At 31.5% G+C, this 20,731-nt stretch carries 20 protein-coding genes and 4 tRNA genes; 19 read left to right on the forward strand and 5 right to left on the reverse strand.

Features of this window, described 5'->3' with window-relative positions:
• Window positions 1-30 precede the first annotated feature (30 nt).
• From mrdA to NZ841_07100, 11 genes are all read left to right on the forward strand, one after another.
• The gene (gene mrdA / locus NZ841_07050; protein ID MCS7202515.1) at window positions 31-1,779 is read left to right on the forward strand and encodes a penicillin-binding protein 2; all 1,749 of its coding nucleotides are present in this window, start codon (window positions 31-33) and stop codon (window positions 1,777-1,779) included.
• On the forward strand, window positions 1,760-2,347 hold the full coding sequence (locus tag NZ841_07055; GenBank protein ID MCS7202516.1) for a septum site-determining protein MinC: 588 nt from the start codon (window positions 1,760-1,762) through the stop codon (window positions 2,345-2,347). The genes mrdA and NZ841_07055 overlap by 20 nt, the downstream gene beginning before the upstream one ends.
• A gap of 10 nt (window positions 2,348-2,357) precedes the next feature.
• Window positions 2,358-3,152 carry a septum site-determining protein MinD gene (minD, locus tag NZ841_07060; protein ID MCS7202517.1) on the forward strand — a complete coding sequence of 265 codons (795 nt, stop codon included), beginning with the start codon at window positions 2,358-2,360 and terminating at the stop codon, window positions 3,150-3,152.
• A 9-nt stretch (window positions 3,153-3,161) separates the two neighbouring features.
• On the forward strand, window positions 3,162-3,404 hold the full coding sequence (gene minE / locus NZ841_07065) for a cell division topological specificity factor MinE (protein MCS7202518.1): 243 nt from the start codon (window positions 3,162-3,164) through the stop codon (window positions 3,402-3,404).
• A 72-nt stretch (window positions 3,405-3,476) separates the two neighbouring features.
• Complete coding sequence (gene aroE / locus NZ841_07070) at window positions 3,477-4,328, forward strand: shikimate dehydrogenase (GenBank protein ID MCS7202519.1); 852 nt, start codon at window positions 3,477-3,479, stop codon at window positions 4,326-4,328.
• Window positions 4,316-5,482: a chorismate synthase gene (gene aroC, locus NZ841_07075; protein ID MCS7202520.1), complete on the forward strand. Its 1,167-nt coding sequence runs from the start codon at window positions 4,316-4,318 to the stop codon at window positions 5,480-5,482. Before aroE ends, aroC begins: the two co-directional genes overlap by 13 nt.
• Window positions 5,464-6,534 carry a 3-dehydroquinate synthase gene (aroB, locus tag NZ841_07080; protein ID MCS7202521.1) on the forward strand — a complete coding sequence of 357 codons (1,071 nt, stop codon included), beginning with the start codon at window positions 5,464-5,466 and terminating at the stop codon, window positions 6,532-6,534. The genes aroC and aroB overlap by 19 nt, the downstream gene beginning before the upstream one ends.
• Window positions 6,535-6,538: 4 nt before the next feature.
• The gene (gene aroF / locus NZ841_07085; GenBank protein MCS7202522.1) at window positions 6,539-7,564 is read left to right on the forward strand and encodes a 3-deoxy-7-phosphoheptulonate synthase; all 1,026 of its coding nucleotides are present in this window, start codon (window positions 6,539-6,541) and stop codon (window positions 7,562-7,564) included.
• Entirely contained in the window at window positions 7,561-8,403 is an 843-nt protein-coding gene (locus NZ841_07090) for a prephenate dehydrogenase (protein ID MCS7202523.1), read from the forward strand. Before aroF ends, NZ841_07090 begins: the two co-directional genes overlap by 4 nt.
• Window positions 8,400-9,701, forward strand: coding sequence for a 3-phosphoshikimate 1-carboxyvinyltransferase (gene aroA / locus NZ841_07095; GenBank protein MCS7202524.1), 1,302 nt, complete (start codon window positions 8,400-8,402; stop codon window positions 9,699-9,701). The genes NZ841_07090 and aroA overlap by 4 nt, the downstream gene beginning before the upstream one ends.
• Window positions 9,682-10,002 (forward strand): YerC/YecD family TrpR-related protein, encoded by a 321-nt coding sequence (locus NZ841_07100; protein ID MCS7202525.1) that lies wholly within the window; start codon window positions 9,682-9,684, stop codon window positions 10,000-10,002. Before aroA ends, NZ841_07100 begins: the two co-directional genes overlap by 20 nt.
• A 10-nt stretch (window positions 10,003-10,012) precedes the next feature.
• Here the strand turns inward: NZ841_07100 and NZ841_07105 are convergent, their stop codons facing one another.
• From NZ841_07105 to NZ841_07125, 5 genes are all read right to left on the reverse strand, one after another.
• Window positions 10,013-10,993, reverse strand: a complete 981-nt coding sequence (locus NZ841_07105) for an ABC transporter ATP-binding protein (protein ID MCS7202526.1) — start codon at window positions 10,991-10,993, stop codon at window positions 10,013-10,015.
• A complete protein-coding gene (locus tag NZ841_07110) occupies window positions 10,986-11,954 on the reverse strand; it encodes an ABC transporter ATP-binding protein (GenBank protein ID MCS7202527.1) in 969 nt (322 codons plus the stop codon). The genes NZ841_07105 and NZ841_07110 overlap by 8 nt, the downstream gene beginning before the upstream one ends.
• Before the next feature lie 11 nt (window positions 11,955-11,965).
• Window positions 11,966-13,348 carry an ABC transporter permease gene (locus NZ841_07115; protein ID MCS7202528.1) on the reverse strand — a complete coding sequence of 461 codons (1,383 nt, stop codon included), beginning with the start codon at window positions 13,346-13,348 and terminating at the stop codon, window positions 11,966-11,968.
• 12 nt (window positions 13,349-13,360) lie between these two features.
• Complete coding sequence (locus NZ841_07120) at window positions 13,361-14,350, reverse strand: ABC transporter permease (GenBank protein MCS7202529.1); 990 nt, start codon at window positions 14,348-14,350, stop codon at window positions 13,361-13,363.
• Between the two features lie 169 nt (window positions 14,351-14,519).
• On the reverse strand, window positions 14,520-16,634 hold the full coding sequence (locus NZ841_07125; GenBank protein MCS7202530.1) for an ABC transporter substrate-binding protein: 2,115 nt from the start codon (window positions 16,632-16,634) through the stop codon (window positions 14,520-14,522).
• A gap of 172 nt (window positions 16,635-16,806) precedes the next feature.
• Between NZ841_07125 and NZ841_07130 the strand changes: the two genes are divergently transcribed.
• The 8 genes from NZ841_07130 to NZ841_07165 all read left to right on the forward strand — a co-directional run bounded on the left by NZ841_07130 (window position 16,807) and on the right by NZ841_07165 (window position 20,715).
• Window positions 16,807-16,881 (forward strand) — tRNA-Gly (locus NZ841_07130).
• Between the two features lie 7 nt (window positions 16,882-16,888).
• A tRNA-Cys gene (locus NZ841_07135) sits at window positions 16,889-16,964 on the forward strand.
• A gap of 7 nt (window positions 16,965-16,971) precedes the next feature.
• Window positions 16,972-17,046: transfer RNA gene (locus NZ841_07140), tRNA-Ala, on the forward strand.
• A gap of 25 nt (window positions 17,047-17,071) precedes the next feature.
• Window positions 17,072-17,764 (forward strand): hypothetical protein, encoded by a 693-nt coding sequence (locus tag NZ841_07145; protein MCS7202531.1) that lies wholly within the window; start codon window positions 17,072-17,074, stop codon window positions 17,762-17,764.
• Between the two features lie 20 nt (window positions 17,765-17,784).
• Entirely contained in the window at window positions 17,785-18,633 is an 849-nt protein-coding gene (locus NZ841_07150; protein MCS7202532.1) for a sulfide/dihydroorotate dehydrogenase-like FAD/NAD-binding protein, read from the forward strand.
• Window positions 18,620-20,011, forward strand: a complete 1,392-nt coding sequence (gene gltA / locus NZ841_07155; protein MCS7202533.1) for an NADPH-dependent glutamate synthase — start codon at window positions 18,620-18,622, stop codon at window positions 20,009-20,011. The genes NZ841_07150 and gltA overlap by 14 nt, the downstream gene beginning before the upstream one ends.
• Window positions 20,012-20,052: 41 nt before the next feature.
• Window positions 20,053-20,129, forward strand: a tRNA-Arg gene (locus NZ841_07160).
• A gap of 16 nt (window positions 20,130-20,145) precedes the next feature.
• Window positions 20,146-20,715: a hypothetical protein gene (locus NZ841_07165; protein ID MCS7202534.1), complete on the forward strand. Its 570-nt coding sequence runs from the start codon at window positions 20,146-20,148 to the stop codon at window positions 20,713-20,715.
• Window positions 20,716-20,731 lie beyond the last annotated feature (16 nt).

Here is a 20,731-nt window from a genome sequence, read left to right on the forward strand (position 1 = left end):
TTTTGCCAAAATACTTAGAGAAAATTGAATATGAAGAAGTCTAAGAGTTTCTTATATATAATTCATGTTCTATTATTTATTTTAGCTTTTAGGCTTTTTCATGTTCAAATAATAAAGGGAGATTTTTATGATGATCTTTCTAAAAGAAATTATCTCAAATTTATAATTATACCTTTTCCTCGAGGATTGATCACAGATAGAAATGGAAATATTCTTGCATCAAATAAAGTAAAATACTCATTATATCTTGTTCCTCCATACGAATTTGATGAAAACAAAACTAAAAATCTTGCAAAAATTCTTAACCTATCTTTTGAAGAATTAGAGAAAAATCTAAAAAAAATTAATTCTTATAACCCTGCAGTACTTTTGAAGAAAAATCTTGATAATAAAGAGATTTCTTTACTAGAGAGTAATAGGAAGAAGTTACCATCGTTTATTATTAATATGGAACTTGAAAGAACTTATCCTTTTGGAAGTATGGCTTCTCATATTTTGGGGCATGTAGGAGAAATAGGAAAAGAAGAATTTTTAAATGGAGAAGATTTTGATTATTCTCTTGGAGATATGATTGGAAAATCTGGATTAGAAAAAATATATGAAAGATACTTGAGAGGTAGAAAAGGTTATAGAAGTATAGAGCTTTTTTCGAATAAAAGGAAATACAATCTTCTTCCAAGTAAAGATCCTGAGCCGGGAAATACATTAGTTCTTACTATTGATAAAGATTTACAGGAGCTTGCTGAGAAAGTATTAGGTGACGATGTAGGAGTAATAATAATTTCAGATCCATGGAGTGGAGAAATTCTTGCCTTAGTTAGCCATCCTGATTTTGATCCTAATAAGTTTGTTATTGGATTTTCTAAAAAGGAATGGGAAGAACTTATAAACAATCCAAAAGATCCTTTTAACAACAGAGCAATATCGAGTCTTTATCCTCCAGGCTCCATATTTAAATTAATTGTTGCTCTGTCTGTTTTAGAGAATAATAAGATTTCCTTAAGAGAAAAATTTTATTGTTCGGGAGGTATAAGCTTAGGAAAGAACTTTTTTGGCTGTTGGAAAAGTGAAGGACACGGATCTATTGATTTTCTCGAAGGAATAGCCCAATCTTGTAATGTGGTTTTCTATAATTTAGGCCTAAGAGTTGGACCTGATGAAATATCAAAAATGGCTAAAAAATTTGGATTAGACGAAAAGACAGGTATAGATCTACCAGGAGAACTAAAAGGATTGATTCCTTCTCCAGCATGGAAACAAAATAAGTTAAAAGAACCTTGGTATCCGGGCGATACTTTGAACATGTCCATAGGACAAGGATATATTTTAACTACTCCCATAGAAATACACTTTATGATGAGTATTATTGCTACGGAAGGTTTAGGATATAAACCTCATTTAGTTAAAAAGATCATAAATTCTCAAGGAGAAGTTGTTAAAGTTTTTGAACCTGAGATTTTAAGAAAAGTTTCTCTAAAACCTGAAAGCTGGAAAATTCTTAAAGAAGGAATGAAATTAGTAGTAGATAAAGGCACAGGAAGGTCTGCAAAAGGGGAAATTTGGAGTGTAGGTGGAAAAACAGGAACAGCTCAAAATCCTCATGGAGATAGTCATGCATGGTTTGGAGCATTTTTTCCTTTGGAAAGTCCGAGATATGTAATATCAATTTTTGTAGAACATGGGAAAAGTGGTGGAGGAAAATGTGCTCCAAAGGCAGGTGAAATTATAAGATACTTAGAGAAGAAAGAGGTTGAGAGGGTTGGAAAAGATAGTCATTAAGGGAGATATAAAAGAGGGATTGAAAATTATTGTGGATCCTAATCTTACTTGGGAAGAAATTAAAGAGCTCATATGGGAAGAATTAAGCAGAAAGGAAAGTTTTTTGAGAGGAGCTTCTATAAGTTTAGATTTAAGAAATAAAAAAATAGATGAAGAAGAATGGATTAATTTTCAACAGAAAATTTTTAAAGAATTTGGTATAATGTTATATAAAGAAATTTTTGCAACAAAATTAGAAGATAAAAATATAGCTCAAATCATCTTAGGACCTATAAGAAGTGGACAAAGAATCTATTCTAAAAATAGTCTGTTAATTATAGGAGATATTAATCCAGGTGCAGAAATTATTAGTGAGAAGAGTATTTTTGTATTAGGAAAAATTAAAGGTTTTGTTTATGCAGGGATGGAAAGAAATAGAAAAGCTTTAATTTTTGGATTATATTTAAGTCCAGTTCATATGCAAATTGCAGACATTGTATGGGAAGGGGAGAAAATTTTAGATTCTTCTTTTGGATATTGGGTGTATATAGAAGATGAGAAGTTGAAGATAAGTATAAATATTCTTTAGGAGGGAGACAATGGGAAAAGCTTTTGTAATAACATCTGGTAAGGGAGGGGTGGGAAAAACTACAGCGGTAGCAAACATAGGAACAGGTTTAGCTATGAGAGGATATAATGTAGCATTAGTAGACACAGATATTGGATTAAGAAATTTAGATCTTCTACTAGGATTGGAAAATAGAATAGTTTACACTATTGTGGATGTTGCTGAAAAGAAGTGTCAAATTAGACAAGCATTGATTAAAGATAAAAGATTATCAAATCTTTTTCTTCTTCCAGCTGCTCAAACTCGAGAAAAAGATGCTATAAATAGAAATCAAATGATAGAAATAATTGAAGAATTAAGAACATCTTTTGATTATATTCTTATTGATTGTCCTGCTGGAATTGAGCAAGGTTTTAGGAATGCTATTGCTGGGGCAGATTTTGCAATAGTTATAACAACCCCAGAAGTTGCAGCAGTAAGGGATGCAGACAGGGTAATTGGTCTTCTAGAAGCTAACGGATTTAAAGATCCAGTACTTATTATAAACAGAGTTCGACCTGATATGGTAAAAAGAGGAGATATGTTGGGAATAGAAGATGTTTTGGAAGTTCTTGCAATTAAACTTTTAGGAATTATTCCTGAAGATGAGGAGATAATTGTAAGTGTTAATAAGGGAGAACCAATTATTTTTAATAATAATAAAAGCAAAGCAGGAATTGCATTTAATTTAATAGTAGACAGTCTCTTAGGAGAAAAAGTAGATTGGAATAATCTATTTGTAGAGTCCACTCTTTGGGATAGATTAAGGAAATTTTTCAATATTTAGGAGGATAAAATGCCTATTTTTGATTTTGGAGGAAAACAAAAATCTCCAAGAGATATAGCAAAAGAAAGACTTCAAGTTATGTTAGTATATGACAGAATACATATAGATCCAGGATTAGTAGATGCATTAAAAGAAGATTTAATTAAGACAATTTCTAGGTATTCTAAATTTGATGTGGATAATCTAGCTATAGATCTTTCCAATAGAGATAATCAGATAATATTAAGAATAGATATACCCATTAAAGGCTAACGAACTCATTAATTGACAACACCTTAAATTTTTGATAAATTAATCCCAAATTTATATCAGGGAAAGGAAACTATGATTTCACAAGAGACGAAGATTTTAGGTTTAATAGGCTATCCTTTAAAACATTCCATATCCTTTATTTTGCATAATTTTGCTTTTAAACAATTAAATATTCCTGCGATCTATTTAAATATTCCTATTCCCTATGAAAAATTTCATAAGGCTTTAGAGGGGTTAAAACATCTTCCTCTTTATGGGTTAAATGTTACTATTCCCTATAAGGAATTAGTGATTACTTATTTAGATGAAATATCTATTTTGGCTCAAAAAATCAAAGCTGTAAATACAATAACAGTTAAAGATGGAAAATGGTTTGGAGATAATACAGACGTCCCGGGATTTATTAAAACCTTAGAAGATTTAAACCTTCCAAGGGATATTTCTTATTTAGTATTAGGAGCAGGAGGCGCAGGAAGAGCTATAGCTTTTTCCTTAATAGAGTATGGTGTTCAGAAAATTTATATCACTAATCGAACAAAAGAAAAAGGAGAAAATTTAATAAAAGATCTAAAATATTATTATCCTTATATAAAATCTGAGTATATTTCCTGGGAAGAGAAAGAATATTTCTCAGAATATCCCTTTGTACTTATAAATACAACATCTGTAGGATTAGACGGAAAAACTTTATCCTTTAAAATAAATAAAACTTTTAAGGAAAGAATATATTTAGTTTACGATATAATTTATAATCCATATAAAACTCCATTAATATTACAGGCTGAAGAACTAAAAATTCCATGGAAAAATGGGCTAGATATGCTTATTTATCAAGCCATCTATGCTTGGAAAAACTGGTTTGGTTTTATGCCTCCTTTTGAATTTCTTAAAAACGAGGGAGAGAAATATCTATGCGCTTTTTAACTGCAGGAGAATCTCATGGTCCATGCCTTACTGCAATAATTGAAGGATTTCCAGCAGGAGTAAAAGTTTCTATTGATGAGATAAATAAAGAATTAGAAAAAAGACAAAGAGTCTATGGGAGAGGAGAAAGGATGAAAATTGAAAAGGACGAAGTAGAGATCCTTTCAGGAGTAAGAGGAGGCTATACTCTTGGTTCACCAATAACTTTAAGAATAAAAAATAGAGACTGGGAGAACTGGAAAGAAATTATGAATATTTTAGAAGAACCCCATATTAATCCTATAACTATACCTCGGCCTGGACATGCGGATCTTCCAGGAGTTTTAAAATATCATTTTGATGATATTAGAAATGTTTTAGAAAGAGCAAGTGCAAGAGAAACTGCAATTAGGGTTGCTGTTGGTGCTTTTGCAAAAATCTTTTTAAAAGAATTTAATATTGAATTATTAAGTTATACCGAATCTATCGGGGAAATCGAAGATAAATTTGATAATCTCTCTTGGGACGAATTAAAGGAAAGAGTCGAAAATTCTGATTTGAGATGGATAAATTTCGAGTCAGAAAATAAGGTTAAGAACTTGATTGATAAAGCAAAAGAAGAGGGAGATACTTTAGGAGGAACTTTTATTGTTTTAATCAGAAATGTACCTCCAGGACTTGGAAGTTATGTTCATTGGGATAAAAGATTAGATGGTTTGTTAGCTCAAGCTATTCTAAGTATTCCATCGGTAAAAGGGGTGGAAATTGGGGAAGCTTTTTTGATTTCAAAAAAAAGAGGATCTGAAGTTTTAGATTCTTTTGTAGAAGAAAGAGGAATAATTAAAAGAAAAACAAATTACATGGGAGGAATAGAGGGAGGAGTTTCCAATGGAGAAAATATAAAAATAAGAGGAGCTGTGAAGCCTATTCCTACTTTAAGAAAACCGTTGTTATCCTTTGATCTTAAGGAGCATAAATTAAAAGAAAGTTTTTATGAAAGAAGTGATGTATGCGTGGTGCCTGCAGTATGTATTATAGGAGAAGCAATGGTCTCTTGGGTAATTGCCTCTGAATTTTTAAAGAAATTTTCAGGAGACCATCTTTCTGAGATAAAAAGAAGTTATGAAGAATATAGAAAATATCTTTATAAAAGAATATGGAAGAAATTAGAGTAAATATTCCTCAGAATGAATATTCTATATTTATAGGTGAAAACTATCTTTCTTCTCTTCCAGCTTGCTTTTTTTCTTGTTCTTCTCTGTTTATAATTACCCATCCTTTCTTAGCTTGGCAATTTGGCGAAGAAATTAAAAAGAGTTTAGAAAAGAATAATATAAAACCTAATTTTATATTTGTTCCTCCTGGAGAAAAAAGTAAATCCTTTAAGGAATTTATTAGGATTCAAAGAATTCTCGCTCAATCTAATGCAGATAGAAAATGTATTATTGTAGCGTTAGGAGGAGGAGTTATTGGTGACTTAGCTGGATTTGTCTCTGCTACTTATTTGAGAGGTGTAGATTATGTACAGATACCTACCACTTTACTTTCACAGGTTGATAGTTCCATTGGAGGTAAAGTAGGAATAAATATCCCTGAAGGGAAAAATCTTGTTGGAGCTTTTTATCATCCTAAAGTAGTCTTTATTGATGTAAAAACTCTCGATACTCTCCCAGAAAGAGAATTTAAAAGTGGTTTAGCGGAAGTTATTAAATATGGGGTTATTTTAAATGAAGATTTATTTGAATTTTTAAATAAAAATTATGAGAAAATTCTAAAAAGAGATGAAAAATCTCTTTTATATATCATAAAAGAAAGTATATTATGTAAAAAATACGTAGTCGAAAAAGATGAAAAGGAGAAGAATTTGAGAATGATATTAAATTTTGGACATACAATAGGACATGCTCTTGAAGCAAAAGGAAGATTTAATAAATTTCTACATGGAGAGGCTGTAGCTATAGGAATGCTATTAGAAACAAAAATATCTTATCTTCTTAACTATTGTTCAAAGGATACTTATATAAAAATAAAGGAAATCTTATTGAAATTTGGTTTTAATTTAGACTTTTCTTATAAATTTTCTTCTTTACTTCCTTATATTATGAGGGATAAAAAAGCTTTATCCAGTAAGATTAGATTTATTCTCCCTTTAAAAATTGGTGAGGTTTTTATATGTGAGGAAGTATCTTTAGATATTGTTAAAAAAGTTATTAATAAGGAGGAGTAAAGAAATGATAATAGTATTAAGACCTACAGCTACTGATGAGGACATTCAGAAAGTAGTTGAAAAACTAAAGGAATTTAATTATGGTGCTCATATATCAAGGGGAGAAACAAGAACTGTAATTGGAGCTATAGGAGAAAAAAGGATGGAAGAAAAAATATTAATAATGGAACAAATAGAAGTTCTTCCTTTTGTTGAAAAGGTTATACCTATTTTAACTCCTTATAAATTGACTCTTCGAGATTTAAAACCTGAAGGGACAAAGATTTATATAAATGATATAGAAATTGGTGGAAATACTATAATTATTATGGCAGGGCCATGTGCTGTTGAAAGTAAGGAACAATTAAGAGAGACTGCAAAGTTTATAAAGGAAAAAGGCGCAAAAATATTAAGAGGAGGAGTTTTTAAGCCAAGAACATCTCCTTATAGTTTTCAGGGTTTAGGAATAGAGGGTCTAAAACTTCTTTATGAAATTAAAGAAGAATTTAAAATTCCTGTGATTACTGAAATAATGGATCCTCGAGATTTAGAAAAAGCCTTAGATTATATAGATATTGTACAAATCGGCGCAAGAAATATGCAAAATTTTACCTTATTAAAAGAAGTGGGACAAATTAGAAAACCTGTTCTTTTAAAAAGAGGACCTTCTGCAACTTTAGAAGAATTGCTTTTTGCTGCAGAATATATTTTATTAGGAGGAAATAACGAAGTTATTCTTTGTGAAAGAGGAATAAGAAGTTTTTCTGACTTTTCAAGAAATACATTGGATTTAAATATTGTTCCTGCTCTAAAAGAAAAAACTCATCTTCCTGTTTTTGTTGATCCTAGTCATGGAACAGGAAGTTACAAATTAGTACCTAGTATGGCAAAGGCAGCTATTGCATGTGGAGCGGATGGTTTAATTATAGAGGTTCATCCTAATCCTGAAAAGGCTTTATCCGATGGGCCTCAGTCTTTAAATTTCTCAGCTTTTGAAAGTCTTATGAAAGATCTTGTAAAGATTGCAAATGCTGTAGGTAGAAATATATGAAGATAGGAATAATAGGTTTGGGACTTATTGGCACCTCTTTAGCTCTTGCATTTAAAGAACAGAAATTATTTATATGGGGTATAGATATAGAAAAAACTGCAGTAGATAATCTTTTAAATAATGGAATTATAGAAAAGGGAGATACAAATTTAAAAAAATTATCGAAAGAAATAAAAGAAAGTGAAGTAATTTTCATTTCAGTGTATCCATCAAAAGTTTTAGAAATTGTTAATGAATTGAAAAATTTTTTAAATGAAAATCAGATTTTGACGGATACTGCAAGTATAAAAGAAAAAATTATAAATTATATTGAAAAAGATAAATTTCTAAGAAAAATATTTATTGGTGGACATCCTCTTGCTGGAAAGGAAAAAGGTGGATATAAAGAGGGAGAAGTAAAACTTTTTCAAGATAAAATATACTTTTTAACTCCATCCTCCGAAGTTTCTGATGAAAAACTTAATAAAATTACATCTTTAATTAGATCAATTGGGGCAAAACCCTTTATTATCTCACCTTATGAACATGACAAAATATTATCATATACAAGTCATCTACCTCAGATAATTTCATATATACTTTCTTATTCTGTTCCTCTAGAGTACTTATGTTTTACTGGATCAGGATTTAAAGATTCTACAAGATTAGCGAAAAGTCCTGTAGATCTTTGGATGGATATCATAAAAGAAAACGAAGAGAATATTTTAAAGGCATTAGATGATTTCTATAAAGTTTTCAATATTGTTTATGAAAAAATTAATATGAAAGATTGGAACGAATTAAAGAATTTTTTAGAAAAATCTAGAGAAAAAAGATTAGAGATTGAGGTGAAATCATGAGAAGAATAATGGTAAAAAAAAGTAAAGGCCTAAATGGAGTAATAGAAATTCCAGGAGACAAATCCATTTCTCATAGAGCTCTTATTTTCTCTTCTTTGGCCAAAGGAAAATCTAAGATTGTGAATTTTTTATTTGGTCAAGATTGTATTTCTACTATGAACTGCCTAAAAAAATTGGGAGTAAAGATAGAAATTGAGAATAATATAATTCATGTGGAAGGCAGAGGATTAAGAGGATTATCAGAATCCGAAGATATCTTAGATGCTGGAAATTCGGGAACAACAGCAAGAATTCTTTTGGGAATATTAGCAGGTCAGGAAGGTTTATTTAGTGTGTTAACTGGAGATAGTTCTCTAAAAAAAAGGCCGATGGGAAGAGTAGTTCAACCTCTTTCTCAAATGGGAGCGCATATCATAGGAAGAAAAGAAGGAAATTTTCTTCCTATTGCTATTAAAGGAAAAAAATTAAGGGGAATAACTTACAAATTACCTGTTCCTAGTGCTCAGGTAAAATCCTGTCTTCTTCTTGCTGGATTATTAGCAGAAGGAGAAACAAAAATAATAGAACCTTCTTTATCTCGTAATCATACAGAACTAATTTTTGAATATCTTAATTTACCTTTAATAAGAAACGATTTAGAAATAATTACCCATGGAATAGAAGAATTTTCCTCTAAAGATTTTTATATTCCTGGCGATTTTTCTTCTGCAAGTTTCATAATAGCAGGAGCATTGCTAGTTCCAAATTCAGAGATTATATTAAAAAATTGTGGATTAAACCCAACAAGAACAGGAATGTTAGAAGTCTTAAAAAAATGTGGTGCTAAGATTCATATATTAAAAGAAGAATATTGGGGAAAGGAAAAAGTAGGAGATATCTTAGTTAAAACCTCAGACTTAACTGAATTTATTATAGAAGGGGATATAGTTCCAAGATTAATTGATGAAATCCCGATATTAGCAGTAATTGCAACCCAAGCAAAGGGAAAAAGTTACTTTAGAAATGTTGAAGAATTAAGAGTTAAAGAATCTGATAGGATAAAAGGAATTTTAGAAAACATTAGAAAAATGGGGGGGAAAGGTGAAGAAACAGCAGAGGGCTTTTATATTGAGGGACCTACTCCTCTTAAGGGAATACAAATTGAAACTTTTAATGATCATCGTTTAGCAATGGCTTTTACTATTGCAGGACTTATAGCAGATGGTGAAACTATTGTAGAAAGAGAGAGTATTGATATTTCCTTTCCTAATTTTATAGAAGTTCTTAAAAATATTGGGGGTGAAGTATTTGAATTATGAGCCTAAATGGTTAGATGAGAATATTAAAGAATTAGTTCGTGCTATTTTAGTTTTGGAGACAGAAGAAGAGGTTTTAAGATTTTTAGAGGATATTTGTACTATAAATGAAATAAGAGATTTAGCACAAAGATTAGTTGTAGCAAAAATGTTAGATGAAGGAAAATCTTACGAAGAAATTGAAAAAGTTACAGGTACTAGCTCAGCAACTATTAGTAGGGTTAAAAAATTTTTATATTATGGAGCAGATGGTTATAAAATTGTTTTAGATAGATTAAAGAGATTAAAAAAGGGAGAGATGTAGTCTCTCCCTTTTATTTATTAAATAACCAACATTTTACCCAATGATTAGGTTTTACCTCTATTTCCGCAGGTTCAGTACTACAAATTTCCATTGCATACTGACACCTTGGAGAGAATCTGCAGCCAGGAGGTGGATCAATAAGATTTGGTGGTTCTCCTGGAGGAACGTCTCTTAGTTTCTTTCTGTTTTCAGGATCAGGATCTGGAATTGCAGAAAGAAGAGCTTTTGTGTAAGGATGAAGAGGATTATTTAAAATTTCATTAGTATGTGCTCTTTCTACAAGATTTCCCGCATACATAATGAAAATCCAATTAGAAAACATCCTAACAGTAGCTAAATCATGGGTTATATATATAAGGCTCATATGAAACTTTTCCTGTAATTCTCTAAGAAGATCTAAGATTTCAATTCTAACTGAGGCATCAAGCATAGATACAGGCTCATCTGCAATCACAAGTTTTGGTCTCATAATCAAAGCTCTTGCAATGACTACTCTTTGCATCTGTCCACCAGAAAGCATATGGGGATATTTAGGTGCAAAATCTTCGACAGGTGTCAATTTGACATCTTCTAAAGCTCTAAATATTCTTTCTTTTCTTTCCTCAGGAGTTCCTATTTTATGAATTAGTAATGGTTCCTCAAGAATTCTATAAACGGTGAAATGAGGAGGAAGAGCACCAAAAGGATCTTGTTGTATAAGACCTGTCTCTCTTCTATACCATTTCAAATCATTCGAGTTTAAATTAGTTATATCCTTTCCATCAAAGTAAATCTTTCCAGAGGTTGGTTCATATAACTTTAAAATTGTTTTACCAAGAGTAGTTTTTCCACTGCCACTTTCTCCAACAAGAGAAATGGATTCTCCTTTTTTCAATTCAAAATTTATTCCATCCACAGCTCTTACATAAAGAGGTTGAGATATAAGTCTTCTTTTAATTTCAAACCATACCTTTAAGTTTTCAATTTTTAATAAAATTTGATCATTATTCATGGCTCTCACCTATATAACATTTTGCAAAATGTTCTTCATCTTTTTTAAACATTTCTGGCTCTTTGATCCTACATATGTCCATCACATATTGACATCGGGGATGAAATCTACAAGCTTTTGGGGGTGATATAAGACTTGGTGGGGTTCCGGGGATAGATCTTAATTTTTTATCTGTCTTTAAAGTAGGCACACTATTAATAAGCATCATAGTATATCCATGAGCAGGTTTATGATAAAAAGACTCAGCAGGACTTATTTCTACGATTTCTCCTGCATACATTACTGCTACCCTATCCGCAAGCTCACTTGCTGTTGCAATATCATGGGTAATGAAAATATAACTTAAATTAAATTCTTTTTTAAGCATTTTAAGAAGATTCATAATATTAGCTTGAGTTATGATATCTAATGCAGATGTTGGTTCATCAAGTATTACAATTTGAGGATTAGTTATCAGAGCCATTGCAATAACAACTCTTTGTTTCATACCACCAGATAGTTCAAAAGGATATCTTTCTGCAAAGGACTCTGAAATACCAACTAAGCTAAGTATTTCTTTTGCTCTTTTGAAGGCAGTTTCTTTGTCTATTTTTGTATGAACTATTAATGGTTCCGCTACTTGATATACTACTTTTAATACAGGATTAAGAGAATTCATAGCTCCTTGAAAAACCATAGAAATTTTACTCCATCGAATATTTTTTCTAAAAGTTTCTTCGTCTAATGAGAGAATTTCTTGTCCATCTAAATAAATTTCGCCAGAAGCTCTTTCTAAATTTCTTGGAAAAAGACGCATAATGCCCCTTGCTAATGAACTTTTTCCACAACCTGATTCTCCTACAATTGCTAAAGTCTCTCCCTTTTTTAGCTCAAAATTTGCATTTCTTACTGCTTCTAAGATTCCCTTTCTTGTTTTATAAGAAATACTAAAATTTTTTATTCTTAAGATTATCTCATCCATATCTTTCACTCCTATATTTCCTTTAGTTTTGGATTTACAATTCTATCTATGACAAAACCTAATAATGCAAAAGATACTGCTGTTAATATTAGAAGAAAAGATGGTTCTAAAACCCAATAATAATATCCTTTATATAAAGCTCCATTTCTAAAAGCATCTTCAATTATTCTCCCCCAAGTTGGTTGAGTAGGATCAAGAACCCCAAAAAGAGACAATATTGCTTCTAGAAATACATAAGCAGGTATTGATATTATAAGACTTGGAATTACTGGGGGTAATATTTTGGGAATAATATATAGAAATATTATTCTCCAATTACTCGCGCCATATGCCTTTGCAGCTTCAATATATGGTAGGGTTTTTACTTGGAGAACCAAAGCTCTTTGAGTTTTTACTCCTGTTCCGAACAAACTCAAGAATATAAGTACAAAAAGAAGTTTCCAAATAGTAAGCTTATAAAATAAAGAAATCATGATCATAAGAGGAAGAAAAGGAAGTACCATATATATTTCTGTTAATCGTTGTATAAATGAATCTACTTTTCCTCCAAACCAGCCACTAATGGTTGCTAAGATTAAATGTAAAAGAGTAATACTTATGGATGCTCCTAATCCAAAGGCAAGATCAATAGGAGTTCCCCAAAGAAGAGCTAATTCAAGAGGTCTTCTTAAATGATCTGTTCCTGCTATACCATATACCTTTCCGTATATTATTGGTTCAATTTCAATAGTGTCTTCTTGGTTTTTAAATTCCACTTCAATGTGAAGTTTATATTCTCCTTTTTCAATATTTATATTACCTGAGGTATCTACAAAAAGTCCCCTTAAAACACTTACAGAGTAGGGAGGATGATATTCTAATTTTGATTTCAAATATTCTGTAAGTTTTTCTTCGATAGATGTTTCATTACCTAAATATAAGGTAGATTCTTCTCCGCCTAATTGATATTCTATCAAGAAAATCTTATCCTTATTGGGTTTTTCCCAAAATATTTTTACAGTTGGTGGTTCATTTTTAAAATTACTTTTGAAGAATATATTAAAATCCGTAGGAAAATCATCGTAATTATAATTAAAAGGATAAGTAATTTCAATTTTTTTGGGATTTTGAGAGGTCACATTTAATAAACCCTTTTTAGAGAGATCTATATTTCTTGGAAGGTTTTTTCCCGTCAAAAATCCCCACCAAATAGGTATAGCATTTCTTGGATATTTTAGCCATGCCTGACTATCATTCCATAATGAAATAGTCTTGTCATATGGGACTGCAATAACTGCATATATTATAAGAATAATAAAAAAGGCAAAAATAGCAAGAGAGAATATACCTATTTTATATCTTAATATTTCTTTAAATATTCCTTTTAAACTATAGATAGATAATTCTTCTGTCATCTTTTTCTCACCTCATATTCTTACTCTTGGATCAATAATAGCATAAATAAAATCTAATAATAAAACTGTTCCTGCCAAAAGATACGCGTAAATAACCGTTACTCCTATAATTACAGGAGCATCAAACATTCCAATTGCTTGAGATAGAACCATACCTAATCCTGGCCAGCTGAAAATATGTTCTGTTATTATGGCTCCCATCCAGGAAGAAATTACTGATAAAGCAAAACTTGTAATTATAGGGGGAAGTGCTGGTCGAAGAATATATTTTCTCTCTACATCTTTTTGGGGTAGACCTTTTGCTCTTGCTACTTCAACGTAATCTTCTGTGGAATAAATCAAGAAAAAGTTTCTTTCACTGTATGTACCCACAAAGATTGAAGATATAAGCCAAGCAGATAATGGAAGAATCATATGTTTAATCACACTCAAAATTTTCTCCCAGAGAGTAGGAGGAGGTGGGAAATCCATAAATCCTCCGTGAGGAAGAATATGGAGCCACGAGTAAAAAATCAAAAGAAGAAAAATTCCATAAAACCATCCAGGAATTGTAGATAAGGGGGAAAGATAGACAATTAATTTATCTAAGAAAGAACCATATTTTTGAGATAATTTAAGTCCAAGAAATAGATTAATAAAGAAAATTAATACAGTCGCTGTGGTAAATAAAAGAATAGTAAGGGGAAGTCTTTCGAGAATAATATTTTTAACTTTCATAGATCCACTATCACTCGTCATCCACATTGCAGTTCCCAAATCTAAGGTAAGAGCATTCCTTAAATGATATAGACTTCTTATAAAAAAGGGTTTATCTAAACCCTTCATTTTTAATTGAGTTTTTACTTGAGACTCTATAAGACTCATTTTCTGCTCTTCGGTATACCCTCTAAGAGTTGGATCCTCTTTTATAGCCATAGCTACATTCATTCTAATTTCTGTCTCAATTAATTTATCTACATATCCTCCAGCATTTGCGACTACAATAGTTAAATAGACTGCCACAGCTACCGTTATAAATAAAACTATAGTCCTTCTTAAAAAATATTTAAGAATTTTTACTATTTCTCCTATGGAAATCTACCTCCTTTTGTAATTTAATTTTATGAACTTTATTTTACCAAAAAAAATCCCAGGGAGGAAATACCCTCCCTGGGAAATAATTAAACTACTTCTATTTTAAGAATTTTGAATTCTTTAGTAAGACTGTATGAGCAGTTATATCTGGTTTCTCTAAGTAATATGGACCATTGCTAACCCATAGATGTCCAAATCTATCAAACCATTTCTTTAGTGATGCATATCTTTCTTTTGCTAAACTTTCTGATACATACTTTCCAACAAAAGCTTTGAAAGGAATATATGCATCTTTTTCAGATTTCTCTAACATATCTTTTAGAACCGCTAGACTTGGACCACCTATGTAATTCATCCATTCTACTTTCTTTTCTTGAGCTTTACTTGCTGAGAATGCGAGTTTTCCTTCTTCCTCTGCTCTAATACCTAAGGCGTGAGCATGCCATGGGAATAGTACAGAAGTTGTAGGCCATAAAGCAGTTAACTCTGCATCAAGTTCTGCGTAGTTAGTGTAGTATTCTATTATTAATGGATTTTCTTTAACTATCTTCCATGCTACAAATTGTTCTCTCCAAGATTTGAATGAAGCTACATAAGATTCATCATAGAGTTTGCTGTCTTTACTTGCTCTTTCAAATCCAATAATAAATTCTACAATATAATCTGCAAGATTCTGAACTGTTCCATCATGATATTTCTTTTTTCCAAGGACATCTCCATAGTTTATTACTACTTTGACTTTTGATTCTTTTACTCCAGCTTCACCTGCGGTAACCATAGTCTGTTTCTTTACATCCCAACCATACCATGCGTCAGATGGAACAGATACAGTCTTAACCTTCTTGAACTTAAGCCAACCTTCTGATCCTTTATTTGGGAATGTAGGAACTTCAGCGTTAACAGTTAATTCTGCACTTTCTATTCCTAGAAGAATAGGAAGACCTGTGTATGGATGATAGATCCAGTTTCTACCGAGTGTTGCTTCATATATAACAGTATCATACATCCAGTTAGATCCTGCGATCAGATTCCATGGATCAATAATTACTTCTAACATTCCTACTTTAACATTTCCACCCTCTCTTCCTGCAATTCTTAGAGTATAGGGCCATATTCTTGCAGCATTTCCGCCAGCAAAATCTACAGCTGTATCTATGGTTTTTCTTCTTGCCCATGCAGCTTTTTGATCAACTAAAAATATTCTTACAGAATCTTTAAGAGAAAGCTCCAAGGCTTTTCTCATAAGAAGGTTTCTTTCTGCTAGGCTCTTAAAATTCCTCTGGGCAAGTTTATTTGCAATATCTCTAAATTCTTTATCGGGCTTATAAGCTCTCCAAAGAGGAGAATAGGACATAGGAGAATCAGGAAGATAGAAAAATTGAAAATTATCGGACATATCCCTTGCAAGGACTGTAGTTATCCAGCCACCAGTATAAAGATCCCATTGTCCATCCTCAGGATTTCCTCTAACCCAAAGAGGTGATGCCTCACGAGATGTTCTATACATTCTTTCTACAGTAAATCCTAATTTTTCAAGCTGAGTAGAAACATAATCACCAATTATTTTTCTTGCATCTTCAATTCTTATGAGGAATTTTATTACAACAGGATTACCTTTGTAGTACCATTTTCCACCTCGAAGCTCTGCTCCCATTTTTTTCATTTCTGAAGTTATTATATTCTTTCCTTTTTCAAAATTATATTTATAAAGCTCCTCTAATTTTGTAATGGTATCTTTATATCTCTCATACTCTGGAAATCCTTTATTTATAGGCACAAATTTTGCTTCTCCAAGTCCTCCCATAATTTCATCAACAATGTATTTTCTATCAACAATCAAGTTCATTGCCTCTCTTATTTTTTTATTACTAAAAGGATTAAATCTTCCATCTTTATATGTAGGTCCTACTGGATTAAAAGTTAGTTCATAATATAGACCAAAGGATGTTCCATAGGTTAAATTTGGATCTTCTTTAATTCTTCTGAAAAGTGCTGGGTCTCCAAATTCATTAAAATAAATATCAATGTCTCCCTTTATTAACATTTCTAAAGCTTTTGCTCTATCTTTTTCAGGAATAAATACAACTTGATCAAGCCATCCATTGGGATTAACGTTCAATGTTTGAGCTGAGGATGGAAAAATTATAATAGAAAAAAGAGTTAATACAATTAATAATAGAGAAATTCTTGGAGACTTTAAGATTCTCCACATAAACTAATCACCTCCAAATAAGATTTTAATTGTAATATAATAGCGATTTTTTTATTTGTCAATCTTTATTACTAAATGTTTATTTTTTTCTAAGGGGACGGATGATTATTGTTTTAGGCTATTTCCAATTCTTGACAAAAAATGAAAAAAATTCTATTCTAACTATAAAAGAGCGGGTGTAGCTCAGAGGTAGAGCATCGGCTTCCCAAGCCGAGGGTCGCGGGTTCAACTCCCGTCACCCGCTCCAATATAGAGGCGGCATCGCCAAGCGGCTAAGGCAGGAGATTGCAAATCTCCCATTCCCCGGTTCGAGTCCGGGTGCCGCCTCCAAAAAAGTGGGGCTGTGGCGCAGAGGGAGCGCGCTTCCATGGCACGGAAGAGGTCGGGGGTTCAAGTCCCCCCAGCTCCACCATAAAATAGAATTTCGGGAGGGATTTATGAAATTCCTCTTTTTTTTATTAATTTTTTTCCTAATTATAAATTTTTCTTTGGCAATAAATAGTGAGAATATAAATACATTATTAAAAATTGCTAAAGAGCAAGAAGATATTTTCTGGAAAAATCCTGAAAAAGGCTATATACCTTGGAATATAGCTGTAGATTATTATACAAAACTCCTCCAAGTTTATAACAATTTTCAATTTCAAGAGAAATTAATCAGGCTCCATGTGGAAGGATATCTCATAAATAATAAAAATCCAAATTTTTTTAATTTTCATTATGCATATAATCCCAGTTATCCTTTGAAAATTATAGTATTAAATTTGAAAAACTATCCAAGATTTAATTTGCCAATTTTTGAAAAAGTCTTACCTTTGTTTGTAACAATACAAAATCATGGAGAAAAAAATTTAGATTTAAGTAAAATGAAACTTTATCTTGAGAATACTGGAAATTATCGTGAAATATTATTAAACAATGATCAATTATATAATAATCTTTTAAAAGAAAGTTTGCTCTCTTTTCCTATAAATAAGATAATAAAACCAAAAGAAAGCTTTTCCTTTATAATTCTTTTTTCCTATAATAAATTTCCAAGAGTCTTGAAAATAGAATTGGAAAATATTCAGGTAAATTTAATATTTTTTGAAAGTATTTTATTAACGGAGCCTTCAACAATAAAAACTTAGAACTTAAGGAGGGAAAAAAGTTGTATAAAATATTAAAAAAAGAGGAACTTGCTCCAGGAGTAAAACTTATTGAAGTACATGCTCCTTTAATTGCTCAAAAAGCAAAACCTGGTCAATTTGTAATTTTGAGAGTTAATGAGAAAGGAGAAAGAATTCCTCTAACTATTGCTGATATAAATTTAAACCTAGAATCAATAATTATTGTATTCCAAGAGATAGGAAAAACAACAAAATTATTGGGCAAACTAAGAGAGGGAGAAAAAATATTAGATTTAGTTGGGCCTCTTGGAACTCCTTCAGAAATAGAAAATTTTGGTACTGTTATAGGGGTTGGTGGTGGTGTTGGAATTGCGGCGTTATATCCCATATTGAAAGCTCTAAAAGAAAAAGAGAATTACATCATAAGTATTCTCGGGGCAAGAAGTAAAAATTATTTGATTTTTAAAGATAAGATTGAAGAAATTAGTGATGAGATATATTTAGCAACAGATGATGGTTCTTTAGGTCACAAAGGTTTTGTCTCTGATGTTCTTAAGAGTATTTTGGACTCAGGAAAAAAAGTAGATAGAATTTGGGCTATAGGACCTACAATAATGATGAAAGTAATTTCAGAGTTAACAAAGCCTTACGGAATAAAGACAATTGTAAGTCTAAATCCCATAATGATTGATGGAACAGGAATGTGTGGAGGATGTAGAGTTAATATCGGAAATAAAACTATGTTTACTTGTGTTGATGGCCCAGAATTTGATGGACATCTTGTAAATTTTGATGAATTATTATTAAGATTAAAAACTTATAAAGAAGAAGAACAAACTGCATTAAAACTTTTAGAAGAAGGCGAGGGATCGAAAGTTGTTAGTAAGTAAAAAGAAAACTCCAATTCCAGAGCAGGATCCGAAGGAGAGAATAAAAAACTTTGATGAGGTTGCTCTTGGATATACTGTTGACTTAGCATTGGAAGAAGCAGAAAGATGTCTTCAATGCAAAGATGCCCCATGTATAAAAGGTTGCCCTGTTAACATAAATATACCTGAATTTATAAGACTTATAAGAGAAAAAAAATTTGATTTGGCAATAAAAAAAATAAAAGAAGCAAATAATCTTCCAGCTACAACAGGAAGGGTTTGTCCTCAAGAAACTCAATGTGAAGCTTTTTGTACTCTTAAAAAAATTGGGGAACCTGTAGCTATAGGAAGATTAGAAAGATTTGTTGCAGACTTTGAATTACAAAAAGGATTTGAAACTCCTAAAATTGAGAGAAGAAACGATAAGAGAATAGCAGTTGTAGGATCTGGGCCTGCAGGTTTAACTTGTGCTGGAGACTTGGCAAGAATGGGATTTGAAGTTCATATTTTTGAAGCTTTTCATGAACCAGGAGGCGTTTTAATATATGGAATTCCAGAGTTTAGACTTCCAAAGAGAATTGTTCGAGCAGAAATAGAATATGTAAAAAGTCTTGGAGTGAAAATATTTACTAATATTATAATTGGAAAAACTTATACTATTGATGAATTATTAAAAGAATATCATGCTGTTTTTATTGGGGCAGGAGCAGGAACTCCTCAATTTTTAAATATTGCTGGAGAAAATCTTATAGGAATATACTCTGCAAATGAATTTCTAACAAGAGTAAATCTCATGAAAGCATACAAGTTTCCTGAATACGATACACCTGTAAAAATTGGAAAAAAAGTTGGTGTAATAGGCGGAGGAAATGTAGCAATGGACTCTGCGAGGACTGCATTAAGATTGGGAGCAGAAGAAGTACATATACTATATAGAAGAACTGAAGAGGAAATGCCAGCAAGATATGAAGAAATTGTTCATGCTAAAGAAGAGGGAGTTATTTTTAACCTTCTTGTATCCCCAATAAGATTTATTGGAGATGAAAAAGGATATGTTAGAGCAGTAGAGCTTCAGAAAATGACTTTAGGAGAACCTGATAACAGTGGAAGAAAAAGGCCAATTCCTATTCCAGATTCCAATTATATATTTTCCTTAGATATGGTGATTGTAGCTATAGGTACTGTTCCAAATCCATTGATTGCAAAAACTGCAAATGATTTAACCTTTACCAAACATGGAACAATAGTTATTGATGAAAAAACAGGAAAAACTACAAAAGAAAGGGTTTTTGCAGGAGGAGATATTGTCACTGGTTCTGCAACAGTTATAAGTGCTATGGGTGCTGGAAAAATCGCTGCAAAATCAATAATGGAATTGCTGTTGAATCATAATTCCTAAGCTTGCATATAATTCAATATTTATTTATAATTGTAACATGGGCGCCCGTAGCTCAACAGGATAGAGCGGCGGACTACGAATCCGTAGGTTAGAGGTTCGAGTCCTCTCGGGCGCACCATTAAGGGAGGTATTCCATGAGAAGGATATTGATATTTTATTTATTTTTAATCTTGTTTTTAATTAATTTCTCCTTTGGCGAATCTTTATGGGGATTTTCCCTACAAGAAAGAGTTTATTATTTTTCTAACTATTTAGATTTGGGACTATTTGTTTCTCCTTTAAATCTCTATGGACTCTTAGTATTTTCTCCTGATAAGAATATGAGATTTTGGGCAGGACTTGGTTTAAATGACTTCCCAAGAATAGGGGGTGGTTTCAAATTTTATCCAAATCTTGTTTTAAATATTGAATTTAGAGATAACGAAAAATATTTAGGAGTATTGATTCCCTTTGTATTAGAGAAACTTTATGGTGGATTTCAAATTAATATTGGCATTTTAGGAAGTACAAGTATAAATATAGAATCTGCTTTTTCTTATCCAATAAATAAATCTTTATCTTTGGGAACCTATATATATTTTCCCTTTACAGAACCTGGAAAAGTGTTTGTTTTTGGAAGATATTTTTGGAATAATTATTTTTGGTCTTTAGCCTTCGATGGAGAAAAGATATTATTTGGTATTTTAAAATACTTAAAATTTTAAAAAGGAGAGATGTAAC

It is taken from the genome of Dictyoglomus sp. (assembly GCA_025060475.1).
Taxonomy (GTDB): domain Bacteria; phylum Dictyoglomota; class Dictyoglomia; order Dictyoglomales; family Dictyoglomaceae; genus NZ13-RE01.

Excerpts from the sequence above, each read along its gene's own strand:
- mrdA (MCS7202515.1), top strand. The coding sequence starts at position 31 with ATGAAGAAGTCTAAGAGTTTCTTATATATAATTCATGTTCTATTATTT.
- minD (MCS7202517.1), top strand. The coding sequence starts at position 2,358 with ATGGGAAAAGCTTTTGTAATAACATCTGGTAAGGGAGGGGTGGGAAAA.
- minE (MCS7202518.1), top strand. The coding sequence starts at position 3,162 with ATGCCTATTTTTGATTTTGGAGGAAAACAAAAATCTCCAAGAGATATA.
- aroE (MCS7202519.1), top strand. The coding sequence starts at position 3,477 with ATGATTTCACAAGAGACGAAGATTTTAGGTTTAATAGGCTATCCTTTA.
- aroC (MCS7202520.1), top strand. The coding sequence starts at position 4,316 with ATGCGCTTTTTAACTGCAGGAGAATCTCATGGTCCATGCCTTACTGCA.
- aroB (MCS7202521.1), top strand. The coding sequence starts at position 5,464 with ATGGAAGAAATTAGAGTAAATATTCCTCAGAATGAATATTCTATATTT.
- aroF (MCS7202522.1), top strand. The coding sequence starts at position 6,539 with ATGATAATAGTATTAAGACCTACAGCTACTGATGAGGACATTCAGAAA.
- NZ841_07090 (MCS7202523.1), top strand. The coding sequence starts at position 7,561 with ATGAAGATAGGAATAATAGGTTTGGGACTTATTGGCACCTCTTTAGCT.
- aroA (MCS7202524.1), top strand. The coding sequence starts at position 8,400 with ATGAGAAGAATAATGGTAAAAAAAAGTAAAGGCCTAAATGGAGTAATA.
- NZ841_07105 (MCS7202526.1), bottom strand. The coding sequence starts at position 10,993 with ATGAATAATGATCAAATTTTATTAAAAATTGAAAACTTAAAGGTATGG.
- NZ841_07110 (MCS7202527.1), bottom strand. The coding sequence starts at position 11,954 with ATGGATGAGATAATCTTAAGAATAAAAAATTTTAGTATTTCTTATAAA.
- NZ841_07115 (MCS7202528.1), bottom strand. The coding sequence starts at position 13,348 with ATGACAGAAGAATTATCTATCTATAGTTTAAAAGGAATATTTAAAGAA.
- NZ841_07125 (MCS7202530.1), bottom strand. The coding sequence starts at position 16,634 with ATGTGGAGAATCTTAAAGTCTCCAAGAATTTCTCTATTATTAATTGTA.
- NZ841_07145 (MCS7202531.1), top strand. The coding sequence starts at position 17,072 with ATGAAATTCCTCTTTTTTTTATTAATTTTTTTCCTAATTATAAATTTT.
- NZ841_07165 (MCS7202534.1), top strand. The coding sequence starts at position 20,146 with ATGAGAAGGATATTGATATTTTATTTATTTTTAATCTTGTTTTTAATT.